This window comes from Mycobacterium sp. KBS0706 (assembly GCF_005938675.2).
In the GTDB taxonomy this organism is placed as follows: Bacteria; Pseudomonadota; Alphaproteobacteria; order DSM-16000; family Inquilinaceae; genus Inquilinus.
The window spans coordinates 19,198-31,328 of the sequence record NZ_VCCH02000025.1; the positions used below are offsets into that span (position 1 = coordinate 19,198).

The window sequence follows — 12,131 nt, forward strand, 5'->3', positions numbered from 1 at the left end:
TCGCCCTGGCGAACCCGACCTACGCCTCGACCTGACCCGAAGGAGCGTTCCATGGATCTCGGCCTGACCGGAAAGACCGTGCTGGTGACCGGCGGATCGAAGGGCATCGGCCTGGCCTGCGCCAAGGCGTTCCTGGCGGAAGGCGCCAGGGTGGCCATCGTCTCGCGCGCCCAGGCCAATCTCGACCGCGCCGCGGCCGGCCTGCCGGGCGTCGTCGCCGTTGCCGCCGATCTCACCGACGCCGCGGCCGCCCTGTCGGCGGTGGAGGCGGCCGAGCGCGCCCTGGGCCCGATCGACGTGCTGGTCAACTCGGCCGGCGCCGCCCGCCGCACCCCGGCCGATGAGCTGACCCCTGCCGCCTGGCGGGCGGCGATGGACGCCAAGTTCTTCTCCTACGTCAACGTCATCGACCCGGTGGCGAAGCGCATGGCCGCGCGCGGCACCGGCGTCGTGGTCAACGTCATCGGCAATGGCGGCAAGGTGCCGTCCACCGTGCACATCGCCGGCGGCGCCGCCAATGCCGCGCTGATGCTGGCGACGGCCGGCCTCGCCCTCGCCTATGCCGGCAAGGGCGTCCGCGTCGTCGGCCTGAACCCCGGCCTGACCGAGACCGAGCGGGTCGCCGAGGGGCTGCAGGCCGAGACCCGGCTGCACGGCATCACCCTGGAGGAGGCCCGGCAGCGAGCAGTGTCGCGCATCCCGCTCGGCCGCGGCGCGCAGCCGGAGGAGATCGCCGACGCCGTGCTGTTCCTGGCCTCGGCCAAGGCCAGCTACATCACCGGCGTCAACATCACCATGGACGGGCTGCAGAGCCCGGTGGTCGTCTGACGGCCGGCGGCCGGATGGTGACGAACGCCGGATCCAGGACGCCCGGGGTTTCCGTCCAGGGGCTGGGGCTGCTGGTCGCGACCAGCCTGATGTGGGGCTTCAACTGGCCCCTGGTGAAGTACCTGCTGGCCGCGCTGCCGCCCTTCTCGATCCGGGCGGCGAGCGGCCTGATCGGCACCGCCCTGGTGCTGGCGATCGCCCTGGCCCGCCGCGAATCCCTGGTGCCGCCGCGCGGCCAATGGGGCCGGCTGTGCCTGGCCGCCTCGCTCAACGTCACCGCCTGGATGGCGCTGACCACGCTGTCGCTGCTGTGGCTGCGAGCGTCGGAGACCACGATCCTGGCCTACACCCTGCCGATCTGGGCCGCCCTCTTGGCCTGGCCGCTGCTGGGCGAACGGCCGACCATGCGCCGCGGCATCGGCCTGGTGCTCGGCCTGTCCGGCATCGTGCTGCTGGTGGCGCATGGCACGCCGGGCGAGAGCGACATCGCCGCCAAGCTGCCGGGCGTGGCCCTTGCCCTGGCGGGGTCGATGCTGTTCGCGCTCGGCACCGTGCTGGCCAAGCGGGCGCCGGTGGCAATGCCGCCGACCGCGCTGGTGGCGTGGCAGACCGGGCTCGGCCTGCTGCCGCTGCTGCTGGTCTGGCTGCTGCTGGAGCAGCCGGATTTCGGCGGGCTCGACGCCGGCCACTGGGCGGCACTGGTCTATGGCGGCGCCCTCGCCTTCGGCCTCGCCTATGTCGCCTGGTTCGCGGCGCTGCGCCGGCTGCCGGCCTCGATCGCCACCATCGGGTCGCTGCTGGTACCGGTGGTCGGCGTCCTGGCCTCGGTGGCGCTGCTGGGCGACCCGTTCGGCCCGCGCGAGGCCGGCGCCCTGGCCCTGACCCTCGGCGGCGTCGCGCTTGCGACCTTCGCGCGGTGACGCCATTCATCGAGAACCGCAAAAATTCGGAATAGAGCGCAACCCTGCATCGTCTCTCTATCGGGGGGTGCGAAAGCTCCCTTCCACCACTGGACCCCTCAACCCCGCCTCCTCCGGCGGGGTTCTTTTTGGGCCGTTCCGGACGCACTGCTGCAGGCCCTACGCCCATTCCTGCATGAGCGACGGCCCGGCACCGGTGGCTCGGTCGAGCGCCCGCCACCGGCTGAGAGAAACGACACCGTGCTCCGGGCGAGGCTCCTCGGGGAGACATGCGATGAATTCCAGCGAGTGGCCGTCAGGATCGTCGAAGAAGACGCTGGCCGCCGGCATCCAGGAGAAGACGATCGGCTCGGTGGCGGGATGACCGAATGCCGGCCTCGGCTCGACCCCGGCCTTGCGCAGGGCCGTCATCGACCGATGCAGGTCCTCCAGATCGACCCTGAAGGAAATGTGAAGCCGGAGGCGCAGCGGAGACGAGTGGATCGACCAGAGCCCCAGCATGCTTCGTTCCCTGGCCCCGACCCAGAAGAACGCGGCATGACGATCCGGCACCCTGTGGGCCAGTTCGAGCCCCAGCACGTCCCGATAGAACGCGATCGAGCGATCGAGATCGCTGACGGTCAGGTGGGTTTCATAGAGAGACTGGATCGGAACAACCGCCATGACGGCTCCCTTTCTCGATTGGAGAGTGATTTCGGATCGCATCGAAACCCGCCTACGCCCGCGCCTCGGCATAGGGGGCGACGGCGCGGGCCTGGCGCAGGGTCGTCGCCCACCAGCGCAGCGCCTTCAGCATCACCGCCATGGCGGCGGTGGTCTGCTCCGGCTCGACCAGCCGCCCGGAGGCATCGAAGCGGCGCGGGGCGAAGGCCAGGCTGACCGTGTCGCGCAGGGTCACCGCGTGCAGCTCGGCGAAGACCAGGCGCAGTTGCTCCACCGCCCGCAAGCCGCCGGAGATGCCGCCATAGCTGACGAAGGCGACCGGCTTGGCCTGCCATTCGGCATAGGCGCAGTCGATCATGAACTTCAGCACGGCCGGATAGGCGTGGTTGTATTCCGGCGTGACCACGACGAAGGCTTCGGCCCGGTCGATGCGCTCGCGGAAGGCGGCGACGCCCTCCCCGTCCCGCCGGCCGCTCCAGTCCGGCAGGCCGAGCATGCGCGGATCGATCGGGTCGAGCGCGAAACCGCCGGCCCGCTCGATCTCGCCGGCCGCCCAGCCGGCGACGGTGTCGCAGAATCGGCCGTCGCGGACGCTGCCATAGATCAGGCCGATGCGGAGTTGGTCCATGATGTGCCCCTCGATGGTGACGAGTCGGGGGCACGCTACAAGTTCAAGTAAACTTCAAGTCTAGAGATTTCTCGCGGCGATGTTGCCGAGGATCAAGCACCGCTACAGGGTGATCAGCGTGCCCCTGCCCGACCGACGGGCGTGGCGATAGGCGAGGTCTGCCGCCACCATGTCCTCCATCGCCGTCCCCATCGCCTTGTAGACCGTGATCTGATCCGCCGAAACACGGCCCGGCCGCCGCGCGAGCAGCATGTCGCCAAGCGTGATGCCGGTGTCCGGGTCGAGGCCGGCCAGTTCGCAGGACCCCACGGGAGTAGGCTCGAAAGCGTCCCTGGTCTCGACATAGAGCGTGGCCCCGTGCACCAGGACGACCGGCAATTCGCCGCCCGGTGGCGCGACCCCGACCGAGGTGACATGCGTGCCCGGCCGGACCCAGCCGGCGTCGATCACCGGCTCATAGGAATGGGTCGCCAGGGAGACCACGTCGGATGAGCGGATGGCCGCTTCCAGCTCCGCCGTCGGGATGACGCCAGGATGGCGCCCGGCCAGGGCCGCGGCGTCCTCGAAGCGCTTCGAGGCGACGCGGATCTCGGCGAAATCCCGCACCAGCGGCAGCAGGGCGAGATGCTGGTCGGCCTGCACGCCCGCCCCCACCACGGTGGCCACCCTGGCGTTCCGGCGGGCGAGCTCGCGCACCGACAGCACTGCGGAGCCGGAGGTCCGCACCGCCGTGATGTAGGTACCGTCCATGATGCAGACCGGTAGGCCACTGGCCGGGTCGAACAGGTGGATGGTGGCGAGATGGCTGGGAATGCCCTTGCCGATGTTGCCTTCGAAGACGTTGACGATCTTCACCGTTAGATTCATGCCGTCCGTCCAGGCCGGCATCGCCAGGGAATAGCCGGCCTGCGGGACGTCGAGCTGCGGCCGCGCCGGGGTGACGACCCGGCCCAGCGCCAAGGCCCTGAAACCAGCAGCCAGGGCCTCCAGCAGTTGAAGCGGGTCGATGCACGCCCGGACATCCGCCTCGCTCAACGTCAAGATCCTGGTCTCTCCCTTCGACAGCGACGGGAGAGCGATCGAAACAGCCTCGGCCTTCAGCATTCTCAGCCTCCTGACAGCCGGCCCCGGTCGGGAACCGGCATGATTGATGCCGACAAGGCTATTGCGACCAACCGCGCGATTAAATACGTTGATTTTGATATTTTTGAGTGAAATCAGAACCACAATATCTGTTGGAAAGTGTTTTTGGCATGAGCGATCTCGACGGAGTCGACCGCACGCTTCTGCGGCTGCTGCAGGAGGATGGACGCCGCACCACCCTCGACCTTGCCGGGCGGGTGGGCCTGTCGCCCACCGGGACCAGCCAGCGGGTCAAGCGGCTGTTCCGCGAGGGCTTCATCACTGCGGTCCGGGCCGTGCTCGATCCCGGAAAGCTGGGGCGAGGGACGCTGGTCTTCATCCAGGTCCGGCTCGACCACACCGCCCCGCAGGTCTTCGATCATTTCGCCGAGGCCGTGCGGCGGGCACCGGAAATCCTGGAGTGCCACATGGTGGTCGGCGGCTTCGACTATCTGGTCAAGGCCCGGATCGCCGACATGGCGGCGTTCCAGGACTTCCTGCAGCGGGTCATCCTGCCCCTGCCGGGCGTCAGGGAGACCCACACCTACGCGTCGATCGCCAATGTGAAACCGGACGCGCCGCTGCCCGTTTAGCCACCTGTCCTACCCCTTCACCCGCTCCATCCGGGGATCGTAGAGCGGCTCGAGATGGACGCGGCACGGCACCCGCTCGGTCGCGACCTCCAGCTCATAAACACTGCCCAGCAGCGTCGCGCGGTCCAGGCCGGCCGGGTCGCGGACATAACCGAGGCCGATCGGCTTGCCGATCGTGTGGCCGAAGCCGCCGCTGGACAGCCAACCGGCCGGCTTGCCGTCGCGCAAGATGGTCTCGCGGCCCAGCAGCACCACCGCCGGGTCATCGACCGTGAAGGTGGCGAGGATCTTGCGCAGCTTCTGCCCACGCTGCGCCTCCAGCGCCTCGCGCCCCAGGAAGGGGATGGCGGATTTCAGCTTCACCGCCCAGCCGAGCCCGGCCTCCAGCGGCGTGTGGTCCGGCCCGATGTCGCTGCCCCAGGCGCGGTAGCCCTTCTCCAGCCGCAGCGTCTCGATCGCACGGTAGCCGCCATTGACGATGCCGTGCTCCGCCCCCGCCGCCATCACTGCTTCATAGACGCCGACGGCAAACTCGGTCGGGATGTGCAGCTCCCACCCCAGCTCGCCGACATAGGTGATGCGCAGCGCCAGCACCGGGGCGCCGGCGACGGCGATCCGCTTGACCCGGCCGAAGGGGAAGGCGGCGTTGGAGACGTCGTCGCGGGTCAGCGCCTGGAGAACATCTCGCGCCTTCGGCCCCATCAGGCTGAGCACGGCATGGGCCGAGGTGACGTCGACCAGCTGCGCGTCGGCGCCCGCCGGGATGCTGCGCGCGATCCAGTCGAAATCATGGGTGGCGAAGGCGGTGCCGGTGGTGATGTGGTAGCGGTCCACCGCCAGCCGGGCGACGGTCAGGTCGCATTCGATGCCGCCCCGCGGGTTCAGCATCTGAGTGTAGGTCAGCGCGCCCGGCGGCCGCGACACGTCGTTGGCGCAGATCCAGGACAGCACCGCCTCGGCGTCCCGCCCGACCAGGGCGAATTTGCCGAAGGAGGACTGGTCGAACACCACGACACCCTCGCGGGCCGCCCGATGCTCGCGCGCCACCGCGTCGAACCAGCTCGGCCGGCCGAAGCCCGGGGTCTCCTCCGCCGCCTCGCCCGGCGCGGCGAACCAGTTCGGCCGCTCCCAGCCCAGCCTCTCGCCGAAGCAGGCCCCTTGCGCCTTCAGCCGGTCGTAAAGCGGCGAGCGGCGCAGCGGCCGGGCGCTGGCATGCTCCTCGTTCGGCCAGGCGATGGCGTAGTGCTTGCCGTACAGCTCCAGCGTCCGCTTGCGCACCCAGTCGACATCGGCCTGGCCCCGGCCGAAGCGGCGGATGTCGACCGGCCACAGGTCGTAGGGCGGCTCGCCGCCGGCGATCCATTCCGCCAGCGCCTTGCCGGCGCCGCCGCCCGAGGCGATGCCGAAGGCGTTGAAGCCGGCGCCGACATAGAAGCCGCGCAGCTCCGGCGCCTCGCCGAGGATGAAGTTGCCGTCGGGGGTGAAGCTCTCCGGCCCGGCGATCAGCTCCCTCACCCCGGCCGTCTCCAGCGCCGGCACGCGGCCCAGCGCCAGCTCCATGATCTGCTGGAAATGGTCCCAGTTCGGCTGGAGGAGCTGGAAGTTGAAGCCCTCCGGGATGCCGTCGACCGCCCAGGCGATCGGGTTCGGCTCGTAGCCGCCCATCACCAGCCCGCCGACCTCCTCCTTCCAGTAGGTCAGCCGGTCGGGGTCGCGCAGCGTCGGCAAGGTGCGGGTCACGCCCGCGATCGGCTCGGTCACCATGTACTGGTGCTCGACCGACACCAGCGGCACGTTGACACCGACCCTGCGGCCGAGCTCGCGCGCCCATTGCCCGGCGCAGTTCACCGCGGCCTCGCAGGCGATGCGGCCGCGGCTGGTGACGACCGCCGTCACCCGCCCGTCCTTCGTCTCGATGCCGGTGGCCTCGGTGTCCTCCCAGATCGCCACGCCGGCCATGCGCGCGCCCTTGGCCAGGGACTGGGTGATGTCGGACGGGTTGGCCTGGCCATCGGTCGGCAGGAAGGCCGCGCCGACCAGGTCGTCGACCCGCATCGGCGGCCACAGATCCTGTGCCTCCTGCGGCGTCAGCAGGTGCATCTCGAGACCGAAGCTGCGGGCCGTGGTGGCCTGGCGCTTCAGCTCGGTCCAGCGCGCCTCGGTGCAGGCCAGGCGCAGGCCGCCATTCATCTTCCAGCCCGTGGCCAGGCCGGTCTCGCGCTCCAGCTCGGTGTAGAGCCGCACCGAATGGCCGAGCAGCTGGGTGATGTTGGCGCTGGAGCGCAGCTGCCCGACCAGCCCGGCGGCATGGAAGGTCGAGCCGGAGGTCAGCTTGTGCCGCTCGATCACCACCGTGTCGGCCCAGCCCAGCCTGGCGAGGTGATAGGCGGTCGAGACGCCGACGATGCCACCGCCGATGACCACGGCGCGGGCCTGGGTGGGAAAGCTGGTCATGGCATCCTCTGGAAATCGTCCCAGGCGCCCTCGAAGCGCCGCAGGTTCTCGTCGGTGTAGGCGGCGTAGTCGAAATCCAGCGTCGAATGGATCTCCGACACCATGCTCCACATCGTCTCGCGCAGCAGCGAGGCCGCCTTCATCGCGGCGCAGCGCCGGGAGAGGTCGGCCGAGGGCGGGGAGCCGAAATAGGCCTCCAGCATCGCCGCCTCCTCCGCCACCGAGAAGCCGTTGTTCGAGGCCAGGCCGCCGAGATCGAACAGCGGGCTGTTGAAGCCGGCATAGTCCCAGTCGACCAGCCACAGCCTCTGCCCGTCATCGATGAAGTTGGCGGCCAGCAGGTCGTTGTGGCCCAGCACCAGCTCGACCGACCCGACTGCCGCCTCCAGCTGCGCGGCGCGGCCGAGCAGCCCGGCCAGCTCCGCCGCCGGCCGCCGCCCTTCCAGCGCATGGGCGTAGTCGCGCAGCACATGGAACACCCAGAAGGCCAGCACCGGGCCGCGCAGATGGCCCGGCATCTCGTGATGCACGCGGCGCACCAGCTCCAGCACCCGCGGCGCCTGCTGCCGCACCCGCTCGGGCGTCAGCGTCTCGCCGGTGACGAAGCGGGTCACCAGGATGCCGGGCTCGGCGTGCTCCACCTCGGGCGAGATGCCGGCGGACGCGGCGGCGCGGCTGGCCGCCAGCTCGTTGAAGCGCAGGATGTGGTGGTGCGGGATGTCGGCGCCCAGCCGCACGACATGGGATCCGGCAGCGTCGTCGACCCTGTAGTTGCGGTTGGTCAGCCCGCCGGCCAGCGGCGCGATGGTGACGCGCCCGCTCCAGCAGCCCAGCCCGGCGATGATGTCCGACGCCTCCGGCATTCCCGCCTCCCTGATCGACGGATAGGCCGCGCGGCCCGGCCCGTCAATGTCGAAGCGCCGCAAACCCACAGAAGGCCAATCGATCCTGTAGCTTCTTGTGGGAACTGACTGTCTTCGCGTGACAATCCACCGCGATTTCGCGGCCGGATGCGATCGAAGCTGGACAGGGCGCGCCGGCCCGCCGATAGGATAGGGCCATTCTCCAGGGCGAGGGAACGCCGCAGCGCCGATGTTGTCCAACCGTTGGCAGGGCGAGATCCTGCAGGCCGTGCGCGAATCCGGCAGCTGCAGCATCGCCGAGCTGGCGCGCCGCTTCGACGTCTCGACCGAGACGGTCCGGCGCAGCGTCAAGCCGCTGATCGAGACCGGCGCGGTGGTCCGCTTCCATGGCGGGGTGATGCTGCCGGACGGGCTGGAGGAGCCGCCGTTCCAGCGCCGGATGCAGCGCCACCACGAGGCCAAGCAGGCGGTGGCGGCGCTGGTCGCATCCCGGATCGCCGACGGCGACCCGCTCATCCTCGACAACGGCACCACCTCGGCCTATGTCGCCCAGGCCCTTGCGCATCATTCCCGCCTGGTGGTGGTGACCAACTCGGCCGAGATCGCCTGCCGGCTGGCGCCGCGCAACGACAACCGCGTCTTCCTGTGCGGCGGTGAGGTGAACGGTGACGACGTGGCGGCTTTCGGCCCATCGGCCATCGCCTTCCTGCGCCAGTTCCAGGTGCGCTGCGCCGTGCTGTCGGTCGGCGGCATCAACGGCCGCGGCGAGCTGGTCGATTTCCACCTGTTCGAGGCCGAGTTCTCGCATGCGGCGATGGCCCAGGCGGCGGAGACCTGGGTGATCGCCGACCACAGCAAGTTCGGCCGGGAGGCGCCGGTGAAGGTGTGCAGCCTGGCCGATATCGACCTGGTCCTCACCGACCGCCCGCCCCCGCCCGACTTCGCCCGCCGCTGCGACGCCGCCGGGGTGCGGATTGTGGTGCCGGAGGATGAGTCCTAGCGGGAAGACCGCGCCGTGACGCCGACGACCACGTCCTCGACAATCTCCTGCAGCTCCGCCGGCGCCGCGCCGTCCCGGGCCTGGATCGAGATGCCCTGCATGACCGCGACCAGGTGCCGGGCCAGGCGGCGCCCCTCCTCCGCGTCGGCAAAGGGCTGGAGGGCCTGCGCGATCCGCTCGCGCATGGCGTCGCGCCGGGCGGCGAGGTCGCGGGCCAGCGCAGCGTGGTCGGGGTGGCAGGCGATCATGCCGCTGGAGACCATGCAGCCGCGCTCGCGGTCGGGATGGGTGACCGACCGGACCGCCGTCTCGAGCAGCCGCCGCACCGCCTCTGCCAGCGTGACCGCTGAGGCGACGAGGCCGGCATCGAGGGAGATGGTGCTGCCCTCGTAGCGGTTCAGCGCCTCCTGGTAGAGCCCGGCCTTGCTGCCGAAGGCCGAGTACAGGCTCGGCGGTGCGATGCCGATCGCCTTGGTCAGGTCGCCGATCGACACCCCTTCATAGCCGTGCCGCCAGAACAGCCGCATGGCGGTCTCGACCGCCTTGTCGCGATCGAAGCTCCATGGCCGGCCGCCGCGGGATTTCTCATCTGGTTCCATATCGACCACTAAACAACATCTTGACGGCCAGCGTCAAATCGGTTGATTAGTGATCGATAAACAACATGGATGAGACCGATGGATCACTCACGACGCAGCTTCCTGGCCGGTGCGGCCGGCCTCGCGGCCCTGGCCGTTCACGCCAGGCTCGGATTTGCGGCGCCGCAGGCCCGGGAGACGTTTTCCGTCCGCTCATCGGACGGCACGACACTGATCGGAGAGGCGCAGGGCGACCCGCAGGCGCCGGAGATCCTGTTCATCCACGGCCTGCGCCAGAGCCGGCTGAGCTGGGACAAGCAGTTCGCCGACCCGGGGCTGGCCGGCTTCCGGCTGGTCCGCTTCGACCTGCGCGGCCATGGCGATTCGGACAAGCCCCCCTCCCCCGATTCCTATGCCGATGCCGACCGGTGGGCGGACGACGTCGCCGCCGTGATCGCCGGCGCCAGGCTGCGCCGCCCCGTTCTGGTGGGCTGGTCGCTCGGCGGCTACGTGGCCGGCGCGTATCTGCGGAAATACGGCGGCGCGCGGGTGGCGGGATTCAACCTGGTCGATGCCGTCACCAAGCTGTCGCCCGATCTGCTGACGCCGCTGGCAGGCACCTTCGCCCGCACCACCACCTCGCCCGACCTGGCCGAGCGGACGGCGGAGACGGCGCGCTTCCTGGAGGCCTGCTTCCACCAGCCGCCGACGGGCGTGGAGCTGCAGCGCATGCTGGTCGTCAACGGAATGACCGCGCGGGCGGTCGGCGAAGGCTTCGTCAGGACAGCCACGCCGGATCTCGAACCCGTGTTCCAGGCCTATGCCGGTCCGATCCTGCTGACGCACGGGGTACATGACCGGCTGGTGCGGCTGGCGATGTCGGAGCGGATCCGGGCGATCCATTCCGGCAGCCGTCTCTCGGTGTATGCGGAGAGCGGCCACAGTCCCTTCTATGAGGAGCCGGACCGGTTCGGACGCGAGCTCGCCGCCTTCGTCACGGCCTCGGCCAGGGGCTGAGCCCTCCCCAAAAGAAAACAGGCCGCAGCGAACTGCGGCCCGAGTTTAGGGAGGAAACGCCCAAGAAGTGCGTTACGACAGCAGCTCATCACTGCATATCGCACTGCAACATAAGCATGGCGCGACGGGCTTCGCAAGCGAAAAGAGATTAAAAATTGGTCACGCTCGATTCTGCCCAAAAATTGCCCGCTTTCGCGCCGGATGCCGATGCGTTGGGCGCCCAAAGCTGTTTGATCAGCCACAACACGAGGTCGTCATGGGCCGAAGCCGATTCGCGCTGCGGCTGGCGACCGGGCGTGCGATCGTAGGACGGCGGACCGCCGGCGACTCGAATCGGAGGACGCCCGTCCGCGCAGGAGGAGGCACAGAAGATGCAGCGATGGATCGCCGCCGCCGTGGCGGCATGGGCGCTGGCCGCCGTGCCGGTTCAGGCCGCCGAGAAGGTCATCCTCGACACCGATTTCAGCACCGCGGGGGATGACGGCCAGGTCCTGATCATGGCCGCGCAGCTCGACCGCGAGGGCGTGATCGACCTGAAGGGCGTCACCGTGGTGACCGGCAACAACTGGCTGAAGCAGGAGGTGGCGGACGCGCTGCGGGCGGTCGAGCGCCTGGGCATCGCCGACAAGGTCGGGGTCTATGCCGGCGCCAACCTGCCGCTGGTGCACGACCCGGAGAGCTTCGAGAGCGAGCGCGCCCTGTTCGGCTTCGGCGAAAGCTACAAGACCGCCTTCCACCGGCCGCAGCCGGCCGATGCCGACCTGGTGGCGCCGCCGGACGGCTTCGCCCAGAAGACCAAGCTGCGCGACCAGGACGCGGTCGACTTCATCGTCGACACGGTCAAGGCCAACCCGCACGAGGTGTCGCTGCTGGTGATCGGCCCGGCGACCAACATCGCCCTGGCGGTGCGCAAGAACCCGGAGATCGTGCCGCTGATCAAGCAGATCGTCTACATGGCCGGCGCCTTCGACGTCCGCGGCAACACCACCCCGGCCGCCGAGATGAATGTCTGGATCGACCCGGAGGCCACGCGCATCGTCATGCGCGAACCGATCGACCAGGCCATCATCCCGCTCGACGTCACCGACATCACCCAGCTGACCAAGCCCGACTGGGACCGGATCGTCGCCGCCGGCGGCCCGATCCCGGCGCTGTTCAAGGACACCTGGATGGCGAAGGCCTTCGCCGGGGACCCGAAGGCGACGGTCAACGTCTTCGACACGCTCGCCCTCGCCTATCTGGTCGACCCCGGCTACGCCACCAAGGTCGAGGACCTGTTCGTCGATGTCGACATCGCCTTCGGCCCCGGCTACGGCCGCACCTTCGGCTATTGGCAGGAGCAGCCGACGAAGCTGCTGCACAAGATCAAGGTGGTGAAGCAGTTCGACAACCGCCGCTTCTTCGACCTCTATGTCGACCTGATGACCCGGCCGGTGCCGATCAAGCCGGCGAGCTGATGGAGACA

12 protein-coding genes are annotated in these 12,131 nt (G+C 69.6%); 6 read left to right on the top strand and 6 right to left on the bottom strand.

All coding sequences use genetic code 11. The annotated features are described in order from the left end of the window. The first annotated feature begins 51 nt into the window (after positions 1–51). A complete protein-coding gene (locus FFK22_RS15660) occupies positions 52–828 on the top strand; it encodes an SDR family oxidoreductase (RefSeq protein ID WP_138891919.1) in 777 nt (258 codons plus the stop codon). A gap of 14 nt (positions 829–842) precedes the next feature. After that, positions 843–1,748 (top strand): DMT family transporter, encoded by a 906-nt coding sequence (locus FFK22_RS15665; protein WP_138891918.1) that lies wholly within the window; start codon positions 843–845, stop codon positions 1,746–1,748. Positions 1,749–1,907: 159 nt separating this feature from the next. Here FFK22_RS15665 and FFK22_RS15670 read toward each other — a convergent pair whose 3' ends face one another. The 3 genes from FFK22_RS15670 to FFK22_RS15680 all read right to left on the bottom strand — a co-directional run bounded on the left by FFK22_RS15670 (position 1,908) and on the right by FFK22_RS15680 (position 4,143). Beyond that, positions 1,908–2,411 carry a VOC family protein gene (locus tag FFK22_RS15670; protein WP_138891917.1) on the bottom strand — a complete coding sequence of 168 codons (504 nt, stop codon included), beginning with the start codon at positions 2,409–2,411 and terminating at the stop codon, positions 1,908–1,910. A 52-nt stretch (positions 2,412–2,463) separates the two neighbouring features. Then, positions 2,464–3,039, bottom strand: coding sequence for an NADPH-dependent FMN reductase (locus tag FFK22_RS15675; protein ID WP_221938625.1), 576 nt, complete (start codon positions 3,037–3,039; stop codon positions 2,464–2,466). Positions 3,040–3,141: 102 nt separating this feature from the next. Continuing rightward, a complete protein-coding gene (locus FFK22_RS15680) occupies positions 3,142–4,143 on the bottom strand; it encodes an ornithine cyclodeaminase family protein (protein ID WP_138891915.1) in 1,002 nt (333 codons plus the stop codon). Positions 4,144–4,292: 149 nt separating this feature from the next. On the opposite strand from FFK22_RS15680, the gene FFK22_RS15685 reads away from it, so the two are divergent. Next, entirely contained in the window at positions 4,293–4,754 is a 462-nt protein-coding gene (locus FFK22_RS15685) for an Lrp/AsnC family transcriptional regulator (RefSeq protein ID WP_138891914.1), read from the top strand. Between the two features lie 9 nt (positions 4,755–4,763). On the opposite strand, the gene FFK22_RS15690 is transcribed toward FFK22_RS15685, so the two are convergent. Both FFK22_RS15690 and FFK22_RS15695 read right to left on the bottom strand, forming a co-directional pair. Further along, positions 4,764–7,208 (bottom strand): FAD-dependent oxidoreductase, encoded by a 2,445-nt coding sequence (locus FFK22_RS15690; RefSeq protein ID WP_138891913.1) that lies wholly within the window; start codon positions 7,206–7,208, stop codon positions 4,764–4,766. After that, on the bottom strand, positions 7,205–8,071 hold the full coding sequence (locus FFK22_RS15695) for a choline/ethanolamine kinase family protein (RefSeq protein WP_138891912.1): 867 nt from the start codon (positions 8,069–8,071) through the stop codon (positions 7,205–7,207). The genes FFK22_RS15690 and FFK22_RS15695 overlap by 4 nt, the downstream gene beginning before the upstream one ends. Positions 8,072–8,300: 229 nt before the next feature. Here FFK22_RS15695 and FFK22_RS15700 point away from each other — a divergent pair, with 229 nt between their 5' ends. After that, positions 8,301–9,071 carry a DeoR/GlpR family DNA-binding transcription regulator gene (locus FFK22_RS15700; RefSeq protein WP_138891911.1) on the top strand — a complete coding sequence of 257 codons (771 nt, stop codon included), beginning with the start codon at positions 8,301–8,303 and terminating at the stop codon, positions 9,069–9,071. Here the strand turns inward: FFK22_RS15700 and FFK22_RS15705 are convergent. Beyond that, positions 9,068–9,670, bottom strand: a complete 603-nt coding sequence (locus FFK22_RS15705) for a TetR/AcrR family transcriptional regulator (protein ID WP_138891910.1) — start codon at positions 9,668–9,670, stop codon at positions 9,068–9,070. The two genes, FFK22_RS15700 and FFK22_RS15705, sit on opposite strands and share 4 nt — an antisense overlap. A gap of 78 nt (positions 9,671–9,748) precedes the next feature. Between FFK22_RS15705 and FFK22_RS15710 the strand changes: the two genes are divergently transcribed. Both FFK22_RS15710 and FFK22_RS15715 read left to right on the top strand, forming a co-directional pair. Next, positions 9,749–10,666 carry an alpha/beta fold hydrolase gene (locus FFK22_RS15710; protein ID WP_138891909.1) on the top strand — a complete coding sequence of 306 codons (918 nt, stop codon included), beginning with the start codon at positions 9,749–9,751 and terminating at the stop codon, positions 10,664–10,666. Positions 10,667–11,037: 371 nt separating this feature from the next. Continuing rightward, the gene (locus tag FFK22_RS15715) at positions 11,038–12,123 is read left to right on the top strand and encodes a nucleoside hydrolase (protein ID WP_138891908.1); all 1,086 of its coding nucleotides are present in this window, start codon (positions 11,038–11,040) and stop codon (positions 12,121–12,123) included. The last annotated feature ends 8 nt before the right edge of the window (positions 12,124–12,131 follow it).

Excerpts from the sequence above, each read along its gene's own strand:
- FFK22_RS15680 (WP_138891915.1), bottom strand. The coding sequence starts at position 4,143 with ATGCTGAAGGCCGAGGCTGTTTCGATCGCTCTCCCGTCGCTGTCGAAG.
- FFK22_RS15705 (WP_138891910.1), bottom strand. The coding sequence starts at position 9,670 with ATGGAACCAGATGAGAAATCCCGCGGCGGCCGGCCATGGAGCTTCGAT.
- FFK22_RS15685 (WP_138891914.1), top strand. The coding sequence starts at position 4,293 with ATGAGCGATCTCGACGGAGTCGACCGCACGCTTCTGCGGCTGCTGCAG.
- FFK22_RS15665 (WP_138891918.1), top strand. The coding sequence starts at position 843 with ATGGTGACGAACGCCGGATCCAGGACGCCCGGGGTTTCCGTCCAGGGG.
- FFK22_RS15690 (WP_138891913.1), bottom strand. The coding sequence starts at position 7,208 with ATGACCAGCTTTCCCACCCAGGCCCGCGCCGTGGTCATCGGCGGTGGC.
- FFK22_RS15715 (WP_138891908.1), top strand. The coding sequence starts at position 11,038 with ATGCAGCGATGGATCGCCGCCGCCGTGGCGGCATGGGCGCTGGCCGCC.
- FFK22_RS15695 (WP_138891912.1), bottom strand. The coding sequence starts at position 8,071 with ATGCCGGAGGCGTCGGACATCATCGCCGGGCTGGGCTGCTGGAGCGGG.
- FFK22_RS15710 (WP_138891909.1), top strand. The coding sequence starts at position 9,749 with ATGGATCACTCACGACGCAGCTTCCTGGCCGGTGCGGCCGGCCTCGCG.
- FFK22_RS15660 (WP_138891919.1), top strand. The coding sequence starts at position 52 with ATGGATCTCGGCCTGACCGGAAAGACCGTGCTGGTGACCGGCGGATCG.
- FFK22_RS15670 (WP_138891917.1), bottom strand. The coding sequence starts at position 2,411 with ATGGCGGTTGTTCCGATCCAGTCTCTCTATGAAACCCACCTGACCGTC.
- FFK22_RS15675 (WP_221938625.1), bottom strand. The coding sequence starts at position 3,039 with ATGGACCAACTCCGCATCGGCCTGATCTATGGCAGCGTCCGCGACGGC.
- FFK22_RS15700 (WP_138891911.1), top strand. The coding sequence starts at position 8,301 with ATGTTGTCCAACCGTTGGCAGGGCGAGATCCTGCAGGCCGTGCGCGAA.